Raw genomic sequence first — 18809 nt, forward strand, 5'->3', positions numbered from 1 at the left:
CATTTCGTTGAAAAGCCTTCAATATTGCCGCTGGATATCCGCACTACCCCGTCTGCCATGCCGAACTGGATCACCTTGACTGAAGCCGCCCGACAACTCGGCGTGCAGGCGCAGACCGTCTATGCCTACGCAAGCCGCGGCAATATCGCGGTCATGCCCGATCCGCACGACCCGCGCAAGAGCCTCTACCGCGCCGAAGACGTCGCCAGCCTGTGCCGCAAGAAACAGGTGGGCCGCAAGCGTGAGGCGCTCGCCGCGGGCACGATCTTCGGCGCGGAGCCATGCATCTACAGCAGCATCACCACCTTTTCCAAGGGCCGCCCGTATTACCGGGGACGCGACAGCATCGCCATGGCGCAGACGGCCACGCTCGAAGACGTCGCCACCCTGCTCTGGAACGCACGCGCGGACGTGACGTTCGAAGCCGCCGACGTGCGCCTGCACGGCGACGAGCCCGGCCGCGAATGCGCATTCACCTCGCTTGCGGCCATCGCGGCGCGCGGCCACTCCACGCTTGGGCGCACCGACACGGCCTTGCACGTCGAGGCGGGCCGGCTCGTGGCGGTCATCGCCCATGCGTTCGGCGCGCGTGGCGAGCCGTCGGCGACCTCCGCCCCGCCGCCGGTTCACGCGCGCCTCGCGCTGGGCTGGGGCCAGGGCCGCGAGGGCGCGGAGCTGATCCGCCGCGCCATGGTGCTCGTGGCCGATCACGAGATCACCAGTTCCGCGTTCGCCGCGCGCATCACGGCGTCCACGGGCGCCTCGTTGCCGGGCTGCCTGCTCACGGGCCTCGCCACGCTCTCAGGCCCCTTGCACGGCGACGCCTCGGGCCGCGTGCGCGCGGTGTTCGACGACGTGGGCCGGCTCGGCGCGGAGCCTGTCGTCGCCCATCATTTGCAGTCGGCCATTCCCATCCCCGGCTTCGGGCACCATCTCTATCCCGACGGCGACCCGCGCGCGGACGCCCTGCTCGAAGTGCTGGACCCGCCTGCGGAACTCGCCTCGTTCATCGAGAGGGTCGTGGCGCTCACGGGCCTCAAGCCCAATATCGACGTCGCGCTCGCCACCCTCGCCGCGCAACTGAAGCTGCCGCGCGATGCCTCGTTTGCGCTGTTCGCCACGGCGCGCTGCGTGGGGCTGCTCGCGCATTGCATCGAGCAGCTCAGGGTGGGCAAGGTGATCCGCCCGCGTGGCCGCTACACCGGCCCGGCGCTCGAAGACGCCGGCGCCCCCGCAGGCGCGGAAGACAACGCCAAAACGCCCGACGCGGCGACACTCGACAAGAACCGCCTCTTCAAGTCCGTGGCGCGCTGAGGCGCGCGCAATTTTTCCCGCTTGACTGGGGAAATCCACCATTGCGCAACGGTTCCCGCACCGACCTTCAGTTCCCTCGCCCAGCGCCGTAAACATGTTCAGTGCTTTGCCGTCTCACGCGCGAAGCACGACCGTTTTTCTGCTACGTAGCCCCTTGCGTTCTGGAGCCCACTTCGTGTTTGCACGACTCTCTATCTCTGTCCGTCTGCGCATCGCGGTCGGAGTGCTGGCCTTGCTGATCGTGGCAGCCGGCGTTTCCGGCCTTGCGGGCATGTCGCGCACCAATACGGCGCTCGGCTATGCCTACTCGAACCAGCTGGCCGCCGCCATCAACATCGGCAAGACGAACCTGAATCTGACCATCGCGCGCACGACGCTCGACCGCATCCTCCTGCACCCCGACGCACCCGACGTGCAGCCGCTGCTCGACAAGGCGCAGAACTATCTCGCCACTTCGAACAAGGCCTGGGAGGTCTACCGCTCGCTGCCGCACGCGCCCGAAGAACAGGCGCTCGCCGACGGCGTTCAGGCCGCCCTCACCGGCATGCTGGAACAAGGCATCCAGCCGCTCATGGCCGCGATCAAGCAAGGCGACCGCCAGGCTCAGGATGACATTGCGATGAAGCAGATTCCGCCGCTCTCGGTGGCGCTCACCAAGGCCTCGACCGCGCTCGAGGCATGGCAGAAGGCGCACGGCGAGCAGGCGTTCGACCGCGCGCAGGACCGCTATTCGTGGCTGCGCGCCGGCAGCATCGCGCTGATCGTGCTCGGCCTCGCGGTGGCGGGCGTGTGCGCCGCGGGATTGCACCGCGCCATCGCCGCCCCGCTCGAGAACGTGCAGGGCGCGCTCCAGCGCATTGCGGACGGCGACCTGACCGCCAACCTCGAAACGCGTTCCAGCGACGAAATGGGCCGCCTCGTGGCGAGCCTCAAGGCCATGCAGGACGCGCTCTCCCACACGGTGCGCAAGGTCAGCCACAGCTCCGAGTCCATTTCCACGGCGACGCGCCAGATCGCCGCCGGCAATGACGACCTGTCGCAGCGCACCGAAGAACAGGCGGCCTCGCTGCAGGAAACGGCCGCGAGCATGGAGCAGCTCACCGCCACGGTCAAGCAGAACGCCGAAAACGCGCGCACCGCGCAGACGCTCGCCAACAGCGCGCAAGAGGTCGCCGATCGCGGCTCGCAAGTGGTGAGCAACGCGGTGCAGACGATGGAGCGCATCGACGGCAGCTCGCAGAAGATCGCCGATATCACCGGCATCATCGAAGGCATCGCGTTCCAGACCAATATCCTCGCGCTCAATGCGGCGGTGGAAGCCGCGCGCGCGGGCGAACAGGGCCGCGGCTTCGCCGTGGTCGCAAGCGAGGTGCGTTCGCTTGCGCAGCGTTCGGCGGCGGCCGCCAAAGAGATCAAGACGCTGATCGCCGAATCGGTCGAGCACGTTTCGTCGGGCTCGGAGTATGTGCGCTCGGCCGGCGAGACGATGAACGAGATCGGCGAGTCGATTGGCCGCGTGACGACCATCATGCACGAGATCGCGAACGCATCCGAGGAGCAGCGCGACGGCATCGAGCAGGTCAATCTCGCGGTCTCGCAGATGGACCAGGTCTCGCAGCAGAACGCCGCGCTCGTGGAAGAGGCGGCCGCGGCTGCCATGGCGCTCAGCGAGCAGGCCGACTCGCTGCGCGACGCCGTTGGGGCGTTCAGGCTCGCGCACTGAGCGCAGGACAGGCGCTAGCGGTACCAGAAGCGATCGAGGCGCTGCCGGTGAGAACCGGCCGCCTCTCGATGCTACGCGTTGTTCAACAAGATCATCGCGTGGATCTTTGCGAGCGCCTGCTGCCATGCGGCGGTGTCGCGCGTGGCGTCGCCTTTGTCGATCAGCGGTTCGAGCATCGAAAGCAGGTCCGTCGAGCGCGAGGTATTTTCCGGCGTGTTCACGTCGGAGACGAGCAAACCTCGTTCGTACTTCGAATCACGCGTATCCTGCGCCGACGACTGACTCAGCGTGGCATTCGACAGCACGCCGCGCGCCGTCGCCATCTGTACCGTGCTCTCGGCGCTATCGTCGATCCGCACGTAATCGTAGTTCTGCGAATCTCTCGACGACGTGAGCACAGGCGCGCCCCCACCCTGCAATGCCTGATGGTAGCTCGCGCTCAAATGCGCTTGCTGGGTCTGCGAGATCCTGCCCTCGCGCGCCGTGCCTTCGAGTTGCGTGCTCTGCGCAACCTGATACGAGAATGAATCGACTTCGCCGGGGCGCATCGGATTGGGCGAGGTGCTCGTGTCCGTGATCGACGCACTGAAGTCGGCGAGACCCGTAAGCATGGCCTGATCCGACTGCTGCAGCGTCGGCGAGTACGCGGCGCCCGGCAACGTCTCGCCCGAAGGCGTGCCATAGTCCTCGTTCACTTGCGTGAAGCCGTCTTCGAACATCGACATCAGCGCGGCATTGCCGTGTCCGCGCGCATTCGCGTGGTCGAACTGCTGCAGATAGCTCGCAATCGATGCCGCGCGCTGCGCGCCCGTTCCCCACAGCGCGGAATGACTCGTGTCGACCTCGAGGTCCATCGTGCCGGCGGCGCTCGTGACGCTCAGGCTGCGCGCCGAGTTGTCCTGCGCGTAGCTCGCCGAAATATTCTCGTTGCCATTGCCCGTCACGCTGTACTGAAACTTCACCGAAGCGAGCGCCGACGTGTCGAACTGCGCGAGGCCGCTTAAATCGAGTTGGGGCGGCACGGCGCTCAGTCCGTCGATGGCCTGCTGGAAGCCGTCCGACAGTTTCGCCAGCGCGCTGCGTTCGCTTTCGCTCAGCGTGCCGCTGCTCTTGATGCTCACCGAGAGGCCGCCGTCTTCGCTGCCCAGTTCGATTTCGACCGTCACGCCGCTCTTCGTTCGAATCGTCAGGCCGATCTGGCCCATTGCGCCATTCGATCCTTGTCCCACGGGCGCCAGGCCGCTTGCGGACGACACGCTGACCGACTGCGCATAGTCGCTGCCCGTGGTCTTGAAGCGATCGAGCAGCGCACTGCCCAGTCCGGCGAAATGGCCCGCCATCGTCTGCTGGGCGTAGTTGCCCGCCATCCTGAGCGACACGATATCGCTGTTGTCGCCCGCCCAGTTCAACACCGGCGCGGTGCCGGCGAGCGTGCCGTCGGGCGTATAGGTTTGAAGCACGGCAAGGCCGCTTGCCGAAGGAATCGTGACGATGGTCGAGGGCGAGAGCGCCGCGAGACTAGGCACGTCGGTGTCGGCCTCGGCGGTGGGATTCACGCTGCTCACGAGCGGCGTGAGCGCAACGGTCGTGGCGGCATTCAGGGACGATAGCGTGGTCATGGCTCGATGCGTTCTTGTGGTTCGCCCGGCGCTTCGCCGGACCGTTCGCAAACAGGCGCCGCGCGCCAGCATGCCGGCGCGGCCAACTACTCTATCGCTCTATCGTCATGCATTACGAAATCTTTAGGTTGAGCTTTCACCTGCCCATACGGGCACGTGCGTAGGTCGAGCCGTGTGCGGCTCAGCTTGCGCAGGCCAGTTCAGGCATCCGGCGGGACACGTCGAAGCCCCGGGCTTGCATGGCAGCGGCAGCGCAGCCGCGCTTTTCCAGCCGCTCGGCCAGCAGCCAGCAAAACACGTCCAGCTCGGCCCTGCCGTGCGTCGCGATGAATTCGTGCATCACTTCGTGCACGGCGCCTTCCTGCGTCGCCGCCGAAAGCATGCTGGAAATATGCGACGCGCCGCGCGCGAGTTCGAGCGAATACGCCGCTTCGTAGTAGTACAGGCCGCCTTGACGCGGCTTTTTGTGGGCCTTTTTCATGTTTCCCCCGTTTGCCTGGATCTCGCAGGCGCCTGCATCTTTGCAGGCGGCGCATGACGCGGCAATGAATCGGCACTGCCTGGGGCCAAATCTGTCGCTATGTCTCAAATACTTGTTGTTTTGTCTCACACGCGGCTTGCACGATCCGCGTGTTTCATGCTCAACGCATCAAGGCCATCCAGTAACGCCAGTCGTCCACCCCGGACTCCTTCGCCAGTTCGGTATCGCCATTGAGCGCCAGCATCCGCACCGCCCGCGGCGAGAGGCCAATCGAGCGGCGAAACGCGCGTGTGAAGTTCGCGGCGTCGGTGAAGCCGTGTGCGGCTGCGATGTCGGCAATCGTCATCGTGCGTCGCGCCGGATCGGCGAGCATCTCGCGGCAGCGCCGCAAGCGGCGCTCGCGCACATAGGTCGCGAAACCGCCCTCCTGCTCGAACAGGCGGTACAACGTGGCGCGCGAGATGCCGAAGGCGTGCGCAACGGATTCCGCGTTCAGTTGCGGATCGGTCAGGCGCTTCTCCACATAGCGGCAGATCGATACGAATGCGCATTGCTGAACGGCCGGCACGTGTTCCGGGCTCACGCTCGCGTTGAGCGCGCTGGCCGCGAGCTGAAGCGTCGCGGGCATGACGGCCTGGGCGTGGGTGAGCGTCATCTGCGGAGCATGCCGGTAGAGCGCGCCCAGATGCTCGCGCAGCAGCGCAACCGTGGGATCGGTGCCGCGGATCACCCGCATGCTCTGCTGGTCGGGCGCCGTCAGCAACGGGGCGAGCAAGCGCCGCGGCACCGCCAGATTGAGAAAATCGCTTTGCGTGGTTTCGGTCGCGAGCGGTTGGGCCGCGTCCACGATGAACATGTCGCCCGGCTGCGTACACGCTTCCGGGCCGCCGTCGCGCGCCCGGCAATGGCCGCCTAGATAGAACTGCAGAACATATTGGTCGTGGCCGTCGCGCCCGATCTTCGCGTTCGAGCGGTCGTAGCGCTGCGCGCCCGTGTGTATCGAACCCAGCACCACGTCGCCGAACAGGTAGCCGCTCACGCTGGTGCCGAATCCCGCGTCGCGCGATTCGGCGGTCTGCGTGTCGAAGATGACGCTCACCGCCTCGCGCCACGCGGAAAACTGCTGGTCGCGCGGCAAGACGCCGGTATCGAACGCGGAATGAGGCAGGGAATTGGGCGTTGGGCTCATGGGCCACCTTGGTATGCGAAATGACTACGGGATGGGTATCCTCCACTCGACTACTGCGCTATCGGTTGCGCGCGCAAATTCTTTAGGGGGTGCGCGGCCAGGAATAACGAGTAGGGGGAACGCGCCTTGCTACGCGCAGGACGAGCGGCCATGCGATGCGCCGGAAGGGTTGCAATGCACAACGTTCGCCGCCGTCTTCGACGAAGAGGAGGAAGGTTCGATGAGCCCGCTTCATTCGATCGGCTGTCCATGCTGCGGCGGCCTGTTACAGGGTGCGTTCACGCGTCGCCAGTTCCTCGCGGCAACCGCCGCCCTCGCCGCCGCGCCGGCTTTCGGCCAGACCCAAACGGTTCCGTCCATCGCTTACGATTCCATTGCCAACCCGGTGCGACTGCCGGTGGACATGTATTTCGGCGAATGCTCCGGCGTCGCAGTGAATTCGCATGGGCATATTTTCGTGCTCTCGCGCGGCAATACCACCGGGCCGGCTTATGGCGCCGCCGCCGCGCAATTGCTCGAATTTTCGGCTAATGGACAGTTTGTCAGGGAGATCGGCCATAACCTCTACGCGTGGTCGTTTGCCCACACCGTGAAGATAGACCGCCAGGACAACATCTGGGTGACGGACAAGGGCTCGGACATGGTGATCAAGTTCACGCCGGATGGCCGCGTGGCGATGGTGTTCGGCCGCAAGCAGGAAGCGGCCGACGAAGAGACGGCGCCGCTCAAGCATCCGAACCCGCCCTTGCCGGCCGAGCCCGGACGCTTTCGACAGGTCACCGACGTCGCCTGGGACGCCGCCGGCAACACCTACATCAGCGACGGCTATATCAACTCGCGCGTGGCGAAGGTCGACAAGGACGGCAACTGGCTCAAGTCATGGGGCGATCGCGGCACCGGGCCCGGACAGTTCCATACGCCGCACAGCATTGCGGTCGACGCGCAGGACCGCATTTATGTCGCAGACCGAAGCAATCGCCGGATTCAGGTCTTCGACACGGATGGCAAGTTCCTGCGGCAGTTCACGATCGACGTTCCCGTGCCGCCCGGTGCGCGGCCCGCCATCGGCAACGTGCCGGACGAAGCGACGATCGCCGCAGGCACGCTCGCACCGGGCTCGCCATGGGCGATCTGCATCTCGCCCGGGCCCGATCAGGTGCTGTACAGCTCCGACGCTTACCCGGGCCGCATCTACAAGTTGAGCCTCGACGGCGAGTTGCTCGGCGTATTGGGCGAATCGGGCAAGCAGTTGAAGCAGTTCGGCTGGATCCACGAAATGGCGTGTCCCGCGAAAAACGTGCTGTTCGTCGCCGAACTGCTGAACTGGCGCGTGCAGAAGCTGGTGCTGCACGCCTAGCGTGACGGCGCGCTCACGCACTCACGCGCGCACCACCGTCACGCCGGCCGCCTCGATCGGCTCGATCAGCTTCGCATCCGTCGAACGCTCGACGACGATGGTCTGCGCCATGCCGATCGGACCGATGCAGTACGGCGAGGCAGCGTTGAGCTTCGCGGCCGACGCGAGGACGACCGTTTCGGCCGCGCGCGCGGCCAGTGCGCGCTTTACGTAGGATTCCTCGAAATCGCCGGTGCTGAGCCCGGCGTGTACGTGCACACCCGTCACGCCCATGAAGTACAGGTCCGCGTGGATATGCGCGATCGCCTCCACGGCCGCCGCGCCCACGGTGACCACCGAATGCTTGTAGAGCTTCCCGCCGATCAGCACGATCTCGATGGCGGGATGCTCCGCGAGCGCCACCGCGACGCCGGGGCTATGCGTGACGATGGTCGCCTGCAGGTCGCGCGGCAGGCACTCGACCAGCAGCGCCGAGGTCGTGCCGCCGTCGACGATCGCCACCTGCCCCGGCGCGATCATGTCCGCGGCCTTTTGCGCGATGCGCCGCTTGGCCGCCACCTCCATGCCGCGCCGCTCGGCAATCGGCGCCACCGCCGGCGAAGCCGGCAGCGCGCCGCCGTGCACGCGCTGCAACAGGCCTTCGGCCGCCAGCTCGCGCAGGTCGCGCCGCACGGTGTCCTCGGAAACGCCGAATTGCGCGCTCAGTTCGCCGGCGAGCACCTGGCCGTCGCGCTTGAGCGCCGCGAGTATCGCTTTCTTTCGTTGATCGGTGAGCATGTGAATGGCATGAACCGGGTTACGCGGGTTTGCACGAATTTTCTTGATTTTGCACGAAACTGCACGATACCATGAATGGCGAATGCTGACCAAGGGGAACGAGATGACTGCAACGAAAGACCGCGTGCGAATGATCGAAACCACCGTGCTGTCCGACGACTGGTATGTGCTCCGCAAGGTGACCTTCGACTTCCTGCGCAGCAACGGCACGTGGCAGCGCCAGAGCCGCGAAACCTACGATCGCGGCAACGGCGCGACCATCCTGCTGCACGACCCGCGCAGCGGCAACGTCGTGCTCACGCGGCAATTTCGCATGCCGACGTTCGTCAACGGACACGACGGCATGATGATCGAGGCCCCGGGCGGCCTGCTCGACGACGCCGCGCCCGACGAGCGTATTCGCGCCGAAGTCGAGGAAGAAACGGGCTACCGCGTGCGCAACCTGCGCAAGGTGTTCGAGGCGTACATGAGCCCGGGCTCCGTGACCGAGAAGCTGTATTTCTACCTGGGCGAATACGACCCCGCCGAGCGGCCCGGCGCAGGCGGCGGCGTCGAGGAGGAAGGCGAGGATCTGGAAGTGGTCGAGGTGCCGCTTGTCGAGGCGCTGAGGATGATCGAGCGCGGCGAGATCGTCGACGGCAAGACGATCATGCTGTTACAACACGCGGCGTTGCGCGGTCTCGCGCGCTAACATAGGCGCCTCGCTCGTTTTTTATCGACCGCCCATGTACATCGTTTCGCTGTTCTATACCGCTTCGCTCGAACGCATCGACGACGCCCTGCCCGCGCATCGCGCGTACCTCGACGCTCAGTTCGAAGCCGGCAATTTCATTGCCGCAGGACCGAAAATGCCGCGCGACGGCGGCGTGATCATCGCCTCGCATATGCCGCGCGAGCGGCTCGACGCGTTGCTCGCTGCCGATCCCTTCGCGCAGCAAGGCGTCGCCAACTACGAAGTGACGGAATTCAAGGCCACGCGCGTCGCGCCCGGCCTCAATCTGCCGCGGCCCGAAACGCCTTGATTGTTGGCGCGGCGGGCTAGCGCCGGTTCAGTTCGCCGAGCCCGCAACCGGCACGATCATGCCCGACCACACGATCTCCAGTTCCACCGCAATGGATCGCGCAAGCCCGTCGAGCCCCGGAAACAGCGACGCATTCGTGATGTTCATGCGGTAGAGCCACTTCATCGCGTCCATGCGGATGCGTTCGGGCAGCACGATCTTGTGCAGCAGTTCCTCGTGGCTCTCGTAGCCTTCCAGAATGGCCTGCAACGGCTTGTCGATCACGCCCGGCACGACGAACGTGCCCGACTGCGCGACGAGCCGGTCGTCCATCTCAGTGGGCTCGCCCGACCAGAGAATTTCGTTCGTGTTGCTAAAGAAGTAGCGCTCGAAGTTGTCGTGCGCGCGCGGGTCGATCACGTCGCGCGTGAGGGTGGGATTGGCCTTGGGCAGCGCGCGGCTGTTCCAGAGCGCAGGCGTGTTCAGCGCGTAGACGGCCGAGTCGCCGGTTGCGCGCTCGAGCGCGAAGAAGGCCGCGACGAACGGGCTCTTGGTGAAATCGAGCAGCCGCGTGGGCGCGCCGTGGTGCTGCATGAGCGCGAGACAGCGCAGGTCGTCCTTGAGCAGGTCCGGATGCGCGAGAAAGTTGTGCGCCTTGCGGCGAAACACACGAATGGCGCGCTCCTCGCGCTGGCGCCATTGCAGCCGGTCGCCCACGTAGTCGCGCATATAGCGCGTAAGCGAGCTTTCGAGGTGCCACTGCGCGTTCTGCTGGCCGCGAAACGCCCAGCCGTCGAGCTGCGTGGTCAGCGCCATGAATTGCTGCCAGTCTGTGAGTACCGTGGTCTGCATCGTGGTTCCGGTAGCGTTTGTCGTTGCGTTGCGCCGGGTCGCGCGAAACGCGCGCCCCGCTGGACACGCTAGCACATCGACAATGACAACATCACGAAGGTTTCGCCATGCACGGCGTGCAAACTCAGGCGAATGTGCGCAGCATCGCGATCTGCTCGCGCCAGCGCGAAAGCACCTGTTCGGGCTCGTAGAGCCGGAACGTCACGCCGCTCAGCACCTCGGCATACTTCGCGCGATGCCCGGTGACAGATTCGATTTCCACGCGAAATACGCTCAGTCCGAGCGCCGTTTGCCGCTGGGCCACGGCGTGTGAGCGTGCGCGAATCTCCAGCAGCGCGCCGTCATGCACGAGCGAGAGCGTGAGGCGGCCGTCGCGCATGAGGTTGGCGGTGGTGCTGGATTGCGGCCAGAGCGCGATGAGCAGCGTGGTCGCGTCCACGGCCAGGATCTCTCCCGCGCTCAGTTGCGCGCCGTGCGGCCAGCCGTCCTCGCTGACGGTCGAAAGGCGAACCGCATCGGCAAGACGCGCTTCGAGGTGCTCGCCGTCGAATTCGCGCACGAGCGCGGCGGGCAGTTGCGTGGGCGATGCGGGCTGCGTCGGCCGCGGGGCCGGTTCGTTTTGCTGCATGGAGCGTTCCTTGCGGGCGTGACTTGCGTCGGGTCGTCTGAAATTGGACCGTAGCGCCGCGCCGAAGTCAAATCGCCCCGCCTTTCAGCAACCGTTCAGCCCTTGGTCGCGCCGAACGTGAGCCCCGCCACGAAATGCTTCTGCATCGCAAAGAACATCATCACCGAAGGCAAGGCAGCCAGGACCGAGCCTGCGGAAACGAGGTTCCATGCCGTCGTCCACTGTCCCTTGAGGGCCGCAACGCCCACCGTGATCGGCGCGGCGTCGTCGCCCTGGGTCAGGCACAGCGCCCAGAAGTAGTCGTTCCAGACGAACGTGAACACGAGAATGGCGAGCGCGGCGAGCGCCGGGCGAATGAGCGGCAGCACGATGCGCACGAAAACGGTCCATTCGTTCGCGCCCTCGATGCGCGCGGCCTCCACGAGTTCGAACGGCAGTTGCTTGATGAAGTTGCGCAGGAACAGCGCGCAAAAGCCGGTCTGAAACGACAGATGGAACAGGATCAGGCCGCCAACGGTGTTGTAGAGCCCCAGCCTGAGCGTGAGGTCGCGCACCGGAATCATCAGCACCTGGATCGGCACGAAGTTGCCCGCAACGAAGGTCGCGAACAGCGCCGCATTGCCCGGAAAGCGGTAGATGGCCAGCGCATAGCCCGCCAGCGCTGCCAGCGCGATCGCCCCGGCCACGGCGGGCAGCGTGATCTGCACGCTGTTCCAGAAGTAGTGGAGCATCGGCGAGGTCGTGAGCGCGTCGCGATAGTTCTCGATCATCGCGAAGTGCCTCGGCCAGCCCCAGTAGTTGCCTTCGCTCAGTTCTTCGGTGGAGCGCACCGAGGTGACCAGCACGGCAATCAGCGGCAGCAGCCAGATGACGAGCGCCACCGGCAGCGAGAGCTTGTACAGGCGGCGCGACGCGGGCTTCCATTTGTCGACCGGAATCGGAAACATGGGGGGCTCCTCGTAGCGGATTCAGTGCTCGCTGCGCAGCAGGCGGCGCAGGTGATAGACGATATAGAGCAGCATGATCGCGAACAGCACGACGGCAATCGCGGCCGAATAACCGAGCCGGTAGTATTTGATCGCCTGGTCGTACATGTAGTACGCGAGCACGGTCGAGCTTTCGAACGGCCCGCCGCCCGTCATCACGGAGATGAGGTCGAAGCTGCGCAGCGCGCCGATGACCGTGACGACCACGGCCATGAACGTGACGGGCCGCAGCTGCGGCAGGATCACGTGCCAGAGCATGGTCCAACCCTTCGCGCCTTCCATGCGCGCGGCCTCGATCTGCTCGCTGTTGAGCGTGGTGAGGCCCGTGAGATAGAGGATCATGCAGTACGCCGTTTGCGGCCAGAGCGCCGCGAAGATGATGCCCGGCGTGGCGTAGTTCGGGTCGCCGAGCACCGGAATGCCGCGGCCCAGCATGAGCGCGAGCAGACCGAACGTGGGGTCGTAGAACCACGAGTAGATGAGGCCTACCACCACGCCCGAAAGCACGAACGGCGCGAAGAACAGCGACTTGACGATGCGGATGCCGCCCACGGCCTGGTTGAGGTACAGCGCGATCGCGAGGCCCATCGGCGGCGCGAGCAGGAACAGCACCAGCCAGATCACGTTGTTCTTGAGCGCCGTGTAGAACGTGGGCGAGTGGAACAGCTCGACGTAGTTCGCGAAACCCACGAAACTCGCTTCGGTCATGCCGTCCCAGTTGTAGAGCGAGAGACGCAGCGTGGAGAGAATCGGCCAGATCACGTAGACCGCGAACATGATGACCGCGGGCGCGAGAAAGAGGCACGCGGCGCGGCGCTGGCGCCGCGCGGTGGGCGACGCGCGGCGGCGCGGCTGAATACCCCGCCCGCTTGCGTGCGGCACGCCGCCGTTCTCGCCATCTGCCGGCGCGGCGCCGTCCACGCGATGCGCAACGGTGTGAGTCACTGCCTGTCTCACGGCAAAAACCTCCACTTGATTACCCGGCGGGCAGCGCCGACGCACCGCCCGCCTTCGCTTCGAACACCTTACTTCTTGTAGATCCGCTGACGCGTCTGCTCGAGCTGCGCGAGAATCGAGTCGAGCTTGGTCGGATCGGACACGAACTGCTGCATGCCCTTCATGCCTTCGTCGGCCATTTCCTTCGTCATGTCGCGGTCATAGAACTGCGCGATGCCGCCCTTCGTGTTCGAGAGGATCTGGAAGCCGATCTTCGAAATCGGGTCTTCGGGCTCCGGCGACTTGCTGTTGGCCGAAAGCGAACCCAGCCCCTTGGCAAGCTGCGCGCCGACATCCGGCGTCTCCGCGAACGCGAGGAACGCACGCGCATCGGCCTTGTTCTTCGCCTTGCCCGGAATATGCAGCGATTCGACCGGACCGTCTTCGGCGGTCGGCACGTTCGGGTCGATGATCGGGAACTGGAAGTAGCCCATCTGCTGCTTGACCGTCGGGCTGAAACCGCCCGTGATGAAGGTGCCCATCAGCATCATCGCGGCCTTGCCCTGGAACAGGAACGGCTGCGCCGCATCGAGATCGTACGAGAGCGAATTGGGAATGAAGTCGCCGTCGTCGAGCAACTGCTTCCACGTCACGTAGACCTTCTTCACGCGCGGGTCGGTGTACGGCACTTCGCCGGCCATCAGCTTCTGGTGGAACGCGTTGCCGTTCAGGCGCAGGTCCAGATAATCGAACCAGCCGGCCAGCGTCCATGCGTCGCGTCCAGCCACGGCGATCGGCGCGATGCCCGCGGCCTTGAGCTTCTTGCAGGCGTCGAGGAATTCATTCCACGTTTTCGGCTCGCTCTTGATGCCCACCTTGTCGAACAGATCCTTGCGATAGAACATGCCCCACGAGTAATACACCGTAGGGGCGGCGTACTGCTTGCCCTGGTACGACGACGCTTCCTTCGTCGAGGCGTACATGCTGTCCCAGTTGTTCTTCTTCCAGTCGTCCGAAAGGTCCGCGAAAAGGCCGCGCTTCGCGTAGTAGGCCATGCGCTCGCCGTCGTGCCAGTTCACGATGTCGGGCGGCGCGGTCGTGAGCCAGTTCGGCAACTGGACCTTGTAGGCCTCCTCGTCGACGAACGACACCTTCACGTCGGTGCCGGGGTGCGTCTTCTTGAACTCGTCGATCACCTGTTCCCACACGGCGCGCTGGCTTGCGCCCTTGTAGGCAATGTTCATTTCGAGCGTGCCGGCCTGCGCCGCGCTCGCGAACGTGCCTGCAAGCGCGCCCGCCGCCAGCGTCGCAGCAACGAGCAGGGTGCGTGGTCTGAAGGTCTTGCCGATCATGCGTGTCTCCTTGGTTTTACGTCGTTGTCGATGCTGCATCGTCAGGAACTGCACATATGCGTCTATTGCGAACGGTAGGCGCTCACGCCCTGCGGCTCTATCGTACGCGAGCCGATCACGTATGCATCGTCGGGAATATCCGCAGAAAGCGTGTGCGTGCCCGGCCCGTAGTTGAACACCCAGGTGAAGCCGCCGCGCCGGCTCACGCGGATCGCGTCGCCGAGCGGCTGCGGCGTGAGGCCCGCCTCGCGCGCCACGCGCGCAAAGAGCGCCTGCGTGCTCGCCTCGTCGAACAGGCTCGCGAGGTAGTGGACCGCGCCGCTCTTCACATAAGCGGGATGGCCGTCGCTGAACGTCGCGCGCACTTCCGGCACGGCCCACTCATTTTCGCCGGTGTTGGCGCCGAGTTCGATCAGATCGCGCCAGTGGCGCGCGTGGCCTTCGTGCGCGCCGTCCAGCTCGAAGCGCACCGGCTCGCTGATGTTGGGCCGCAGCGACTCCACGCGCCACACGCGCAGCGGCAGCAGCGCCGCGAGCGGCCCCGGCGGCAGGTTGGCGGGAATCTGCAGATCGCTGGTTTTCGAGCCCGTGCGCGGCCCGATCACCACTTGCGCGCCCGAACTCGCGAGGCGCTGCGCGAAGTCGTCGGGCACGACGGGCAGCGGCGGCACGACCACGAGCCGGTAACCGTCGAGCGGCGCGTGCACCGAAACGATATCCACGTCGAAACCGAGCGCGCGCAGCGCCGAGTAGTACTCGACAGCGAAGCGCGGATAGTGGAAATCCGCGCCCTGCGGGTGAATCTCGAAGAGCCACTTCGCCTCGTAATCGAGCACGAGCGCAACCGGCGTCTTCACGTCGAAGTCGGGGCCGCCCTTGGCCGCCGCGAGCACGGCCCCGATTTCCTCGGCCACGCGCGCCGCCTCCGCGCTGCCGAGGTCGGGGCGGTTATCGGGCGTATTCAGGCCCGCGTGCATCTGCTCCTGCGCGAACGGCGCCTGGCGCCAGCGGAAATACGACACGCAGCCCGCGCCGTGCGCGAACGCTTCCCAGCTCCAGAGGCGCACCATGCCGGGCAGTGGCGCGGGGTTCCAGTGGGCCCAGTTCACGGGGCCGGGCTGCTGCTCCATGACCCAGAACGGCAGCTTCGACATGCCGCGATATACGTCGTGATTGAACGAGGCGAAGTCCGGGTGGCCGGTGCGCAGATAGCGCGCCTTCACGTCGGGCGCGTACCACTGCTGGTCGAGCGCGCCGAGCGGATAACTGTCCCACGTCGCGACGTCGAGATCGGCGGCAACCTTGTAGTGATCGAACTCCATGAAGAGCTGCATGAAGTTGTGCGCGATGGGCCGGCCCGGCGAATGCGCGCGCAGGATATCGACCTGCATGCGGTTGTAGCGCTGCACTTCGTCGGAGGCGAAGCGCTGGTAGTCGAGCCGGTGCGACGGATGCGCCTCCGTCACGGTGCCAACCGGCGCCTCGATTTCGTCGAAGCCGCGGTACTCCATGCTCCAGAACACGGTGCCCCAGGCGGTGTTGAGCGCGTCGATGCTGCCGTAGCGCGCCTTGAGCCATTCGCGAAAGCGCTGCACCGCCGCCGGCGAGTAGCTGACCACCGTTTGATGGCAGCCGTACTCGTTATCGGTCTGCCAGTACGCGACGGCGGGATGCTGGCCATAACGCGCAGCGACCGCCTCGCAGATGCGCCGCGAAGCCTCGTAATACGCCGGCGACGAAAAATCGTAATGCCGCCGCGAACCGAACCCGCGCACGCGGCCATCGGCGCCCACCGGCAGGATGTCCGGATGCTGGTCGATCAGCCACTTGGGCGGCGTGGCCGTGGGCGTGCACATCACCACTTGCAGGCCGGCGTCGCCGAGCGTGTCGATCGCGCGATCGAGCCAGCCCCAGTCGAATTCACCGGGCGTGGGCTCGATGCGGCTCCACGCGAACTCGGCGATACGCACCTGCGCGATGCCCAGCGCCTTCATGCGCGCGGCGTCGTCTTTCCACATGGCCTCCGGCCAGTGCTCCGGGTAATAGCAGACTCCAAGACGCATCCCTGTGTCCTCGGTTGTTGTTTTCATGCGGGTTGATCGGCGGTGGCGAGCGGCGCAATGGCAAAGCCGTCTTCCGCGAACAGATGGCAGGCGCTCGCGCTCGCACGGAACTGTGCGGTGTCGCCGCTACTGAGCCGGGCATCGCCGGGCGCCTTGGCGACGAGCACGGCCCCGCCCGGCTGATCGAGGTGCACATAGCTGTGCTCGCCAAGCTCCTCGACCAGCGTGATGGCGCGCGCAATCGTCAAGGCATCCTGAGCATCGCGCGAGGTGCGCGAGGCCACGCCATCCACCACCAGTTCGAGATGCTCGGGACGCACCCCGAACGTGACCGGCGCACCCACGGCGAGCCGCGCGCCCTGCACCGGCAGCCGCACCGTTTCGCCGCTTTCGTCGAGCGTGATGCTCACGCCGTTGGTCTCGATGGCCGCCACGCGCGCCGGCAGGAAATTCATGCGCGGCGAGCCGATGAAGCCCGCCACGAAGCGGCTCGCGGGCCGGTGATAAAGCTCGAGCGGCGCGCCCACCTGGGCGATGCTGCCGTACCGTTCGGTATCCTTACCGCTATGCAGCAGGACGATCTTGTCGGCGAGCGTCATTGCCTCGATCTGGTCGTGCGTCACGTACACCACGCTCGCCTGCTCGAACTGGCGATGCAGGCGCGCAATCTCGATACGCGTCTGGCCGCGCAACGTGGCATCGAGATTGGAAAGCGGCTCGTCGAACAGGAACACGCCGGGCTCGCGCACGATCGCGCGGCCGATCGCTACGCGCTGCCGCTGGCCGCCCGACAGCGCCTTGGGGTGACGCTCGAGCAACGCTTCGAGCTGCAGAATACGTGCGGCTTCGCGCACCTTGCGATCGATCTCGGCCTTCGGCGTCTTCGCGAGCTTGAGGCCGAACGCCATGTTCTCGTACACGGTCATGTGCGGGAACAGCGCGTAGCTCTGGAACACCATGGCCACGCCGCGTTGCGCGGCGGGCACGTCGTTCACGAGCTTGCCGCCAATCGATATATCGCCGTCGGTCACGTCTTCCAGGCCCGCGATCATGCGCAGCAGCGTGGACTTGCCGCAGCCCGAAGGGCCGAGGAATACACAGAACTCGTTCCTGCCGATCTCCAGATCGACGTTGCGAATCACCGGCGCATTCTCGCCGTATGCCTTCTGAACGCCGCGCAACGAAATGCTCGCCATCGTCCCGTCTCCATGTTCTAATCAGCGCGACACGGAGATTAAGCGCTTAATCAGCAGCCCATAAAAAAGTGATCGCTAGTGCGATCTGGCTGCCTTGTCTCCGATATTCGCTTTGATTGTCGGGCCAATGTTGCAGTGCTCGTCACAATCATGCAAATGTTGAATCGCCTTCCCATATTTTGAGATGGACGTTTGAGAACCCATGCCGACCCTGAACGAAGTCGCGCGCCGCGCCGGCGTCACGCCGGCCACCGTCTCGAACGTCTTGCGCGAGCGCGGGCGCGTGGGCGAAGCCACGCGCCAACGCGTACTCGAAGCGGTCGAGGCGCTGGGCTATCGCCCGCATTTGTCGGCGCGCGCGCTCGCCGAAGGGCGCCCGCCCACCATCGCGCTGATGGTGTCGAGCATTGCGAACCCGTTCTATCCGGAGTTCGCGCTCGCCGTGGAGAATGCGCTGCGGCGCAGCGGGCGCTTCCTCATCATCTGCAATACGGATGGCGACCCGCAAACGGGCCGCGCCTACCTCGAACAGATCGCGGGCACGCTCTCGGCGGGCGTGCTCGTGATGAACGCCAATCTCGACTTTGCCGACCTGCGCGCCACCGTGCGGCGCGGCGCGCCGGTCGTGCTGTGCATGTGGGAGCGGCCGCTCGACCCGCCGGGCCTGCCGTGCGTGGCCGTGGACTTTCGGCGCGCGGGGGAGCTTGCCACGCAGCATCTGCTGACGCTCGGGCATCGGCGCATTGGGGCGATCGTCGGCAGCAAGGTTTCCGGCATTCACGCGGCGCGCTATGACGGCTTCGTCGCGGCCATGCAGGCCGCCGGGCTCGACGGCGCGGGCGCGCCCGTACGCTACGCGCCGGATACGACGCAAGGCGGCTATGCGGCCACGAGCGAGTTGCTGGCGCGGCATCCCGACCTCACCGCGATCTTCGCAACCAACGACCTGCCCGCGCTCGGCGCGATGCAGGCCGCCGCCGATCTCGGGCTCGACGTGCCGCGCGAGCTTTCCGTGGTCGGCATCACCGATATTCAGCTGGCGCGCGAGTCGCGGCCCGCGCTCACGACCGTTGCGGTCGCAACGACCGAGGCGGCGGAGCTGGCCGTCGAGTTGCTCACGGAGCTGGTCGAAGCGCCGGATTCGGCCGCCGGCGCGGCGGCGCGCGTATGCGTGGTCCCGGCGCCGCGGCTGGTCGTGCGGGCTTCGACGGCGACGCCGCGAGCGAAAGGCTAACGAAAGAATTGGCATGACAAGTCCCACCCAGCGCAAAGAACCCATACGCAAACGTTAAGGTTCCCTCCAAACCATCCGTTAAACACGATGGCGCTGCACCT

Annotated in this window: 17 protein-coding genes; 6 read left to right on the top strand and 11 right to left on the bottom strand. The window is 65.8% G+C overall.

Features of this window, described 5'->3' with window-relative positions; all coding sequences use genetic code 11:
• Positions 1-57 precede the first annotated feature (57 nt).
• Together AB4Y35_RS31105 and AB4Y35_RS31110 are read left to right on the top strand one after the other, a co-directional pair.
• Positions 58-1314, top strand: coding sequence for a citrate synthase (locus AB4Y35_RS31105; RefSeq protein WP_368707424.1), 1257 nt, complete (start codon positions 58-60; stop codon positions 1312-1314).
• A gap of 175 nt (positions 1315-1489) precedes the next feature.
• Positions 1490-3037 carry a methyl-accepting chemotaxis protein gene (locus AB4Y35_RS31110; RefSeq protein WP_368707425.1) on the top strand — a complete coding sequence of 516 codons (1548 nt, stop codon included), beginning with the start codon at positions 1490-1492 and terminating at the stop codon, positions 3035-3037.
• A gap of 71 nt (positions 3038-3108) precedes the next feature.
• On the opposite strand, the gene AB4Y35_RS31115 is transcribed toward AB4Y35_RS31110, so the two are convergent.
• The 3 genes from AB4Y35_RS31115 to AB4Y35_RS31125 all read right to left on the bottom strand — a co-directional run bounded on the left by AB4Y35_RS31115 (position 3109) and on the right by AB4Y35_RS31125 (position 6326).
• Entirely contained in the window at positions 3109-4656 is a 1548-nt protein-coding gene (locus AB4Y35_RS31115; protein WP_368707426.1) for a hypothetical protein, read from the bottom strand.
• Between the two features lie 181 nt (positions 4657-4837).
• Entirely contained in the window at positions 4838-5137 is a 300-nt protein-coding gene (locus AB4Y35_RS31120; RefSeq protein ID WP_368707427.1) for a hypothetical protein, read from the bottom strand.
• Between the two features lie 160 nt (positions 5138-5297).
• Positions 5298-6326 carry a helix-turn-helix domain-containing protein gene (locus AB4Y35_RS31125; RefSeq protein WP_368707428.1) on the bottom strand — a complete coding sequence of 343 codons (1029 nt, stop codon included), beginning with the start codon at positions 6324-6326 and terminating at the stop codon, positions 5298-5300.
• 220 nt (positions 6327-6546) lie between these two features.
• Between AB4Y35_RS31125 and AB4Y35_RS31130 the strand changes: the two genes are divergently transcribed.
• Positions 6547-7683 carry a peptidyl-alpha-hydroxyglycine alpha-amidating lyase family protein gene (locus AB4Y35_RS31130; protein ID WP_368707429.1) on the top strand — a complete coding sequence of 379 codons (1137 nt, stop codon included), beginning with the start codon at positions 6547-6549 and terminating at the stop codon, positions 7681-7683.
• Positions 7684-7704: 21 nt separating this feature from the next.
• Here AB4Y35_RS31130 and AB4Y35_RS31135 read toward each other — a convergent pair whose 3' ends face one another.
• Positions 7705-8460, bottom strand: coding sequence for a DeoR/GlpR family DNA-binding transcription regulator (locus AB4Y35_RS31135; protein ID WP_368707430.1), 756 nt, complete (start codon positions 8458-8460; stop codon positions 7705-7707).
• A gap of 103 nt (positions 8461-8563) precedes the next feature.
• Between AB4Y35_RS31135 and AB4Y35_RS31140 the strand changes: the two genes are divergently transcribed.
• Complete coding sequence (locus AB4Y35_RS31140) at positions 8564-9151, top strand: NUDIX domain-containing protein (protein ID WP_368707431.1); 588 nt, start codon at positions 8564-8566, stop codon at positions 9149-9151.
• 34 nt (positions 9152-9185) lie between these two features.
• Complete coding sequence (locus AB4Y35_RS31145; RefSeq protein ID WP_368707432.1) at positions 9186-9482, top strand: YciI family protein; 297 nt, start codon at positions 9186-9188, stop codon at positions 9480-9482.
• Positions 9483-9509: 27 nt separating this feature from the next.
• Here the strand turns inward: AB4Y35_RS31145 and AB4Y35_RS31150 are convergent, their stop codons facing one another.
• From AB4Y35_RS31150 to AB4Y35_RS31180, 7 genes are all read right to left on the bottom strand, one after another.
• The gene (locus AB4Y35_RS31150; protein ID WP_368691130.1) at positions 9510-10313 is read right to left on the bottom strand and encodes an FRG domain-containing protein; all 804 of its coding nucleotides are present in this window, start codon (positions 10311-10313) and stop codon (positions 9510-9512) included.
• 124 nt (positions 10314-10437) lie between these two features.
• Complete coding sequence (locus AB4Y35_RS31155) at positions 10438-10941, bottom strand: pyridoxamine 5'-phosphate oxidase family protein (protein WP_368707433.1); 504 nt, start codon at positions 10939-10941, stop codon at positions 10438-10440.
• Positions 10942-11036: 95 nt separating this feature from the next.
• Positions 11037-11888, bottom strand: coding sequence for a carbohydrate ABC transporter permease (locus AB4Y35_RS31160; protein ID WP_324159796.1), 852 nt, complete (start codon positions 11886-11888; stop codon positions 11037-11039).
• A gap of 21 nt (positions 11889-11909) precedes the next feature.
• Positions 11910-12809, bottom strand: a complete 900-nt coding sequence (locus AB4Y35_RS31165) for a sugar ABC transporter permease (protein ID WP_324159802.1) — start codon at positions 12807-12809, stop codon at positions 11910-11912.
• A gap of 143 nt (positions 12810-12952) precedes the next feature.
• Positions 12953-14215: an ABC transporter substrate-binding protein gene (locus tag AB4Y35_RS31170; RefSeq protein WP_324159797.1), complete on the bottom strand. Its 1263-nt coding sequence runs from the start codon at positions 14213-14215 to the stop codon at positions 12953-12955.
• Positions 14216-14277: 62 nt separating this feature from the next.
• Entirely contained in the window at positions 14278-16278 is a 2001-nt protein-coding gene (locus tag AB4Y35_RS31175; RefSeq protein ID WP_368707434.1) for a beta-galactosidase, read from the bottom strand.
• A 23-nt stretch (positions 16279-16301) separates the two neighbouring features.
• Complete coding sequence (locus tag AB4Y35_RS31180) at positions 16302-17474, bottom strand: ABC transporter ATP-binding protein (protein ID WP_368707435.1); 1173 nt, start codon at positions 17472-17474, stop codon at positions 16302-16304.
• Between the two features lie 202 nt (positions 17475-17676).
• On the opposite strand from AB4Y35_RS31180, the gene AB4Y35_RS31185 reads away from it, so the two are divergent.
• On the top strand, positions 17677-18708 hold the full coding sequence (locus AB4Y35_RS31185) for a LacI family DNA-binding transcriptional regulator (RefSeq protein WP_368707436.1): 1032 nt from the start codon (positions 17677-17679) through the stop codon (positions 18706-18708).
• Positions 18709-18809: the final 101 nt, after the last annotated feature.

The sequence above is a fragment of the Paraburkholderia sp. EG286A genome (assembly GCF_040965375.1).
Taxonomy (GTDB): domain Bacteria; phylum Pseudomonadota; class Gammaproteobacteria; order Burkholderiales; family Burkholderiaceae; genus Paraburkholderia.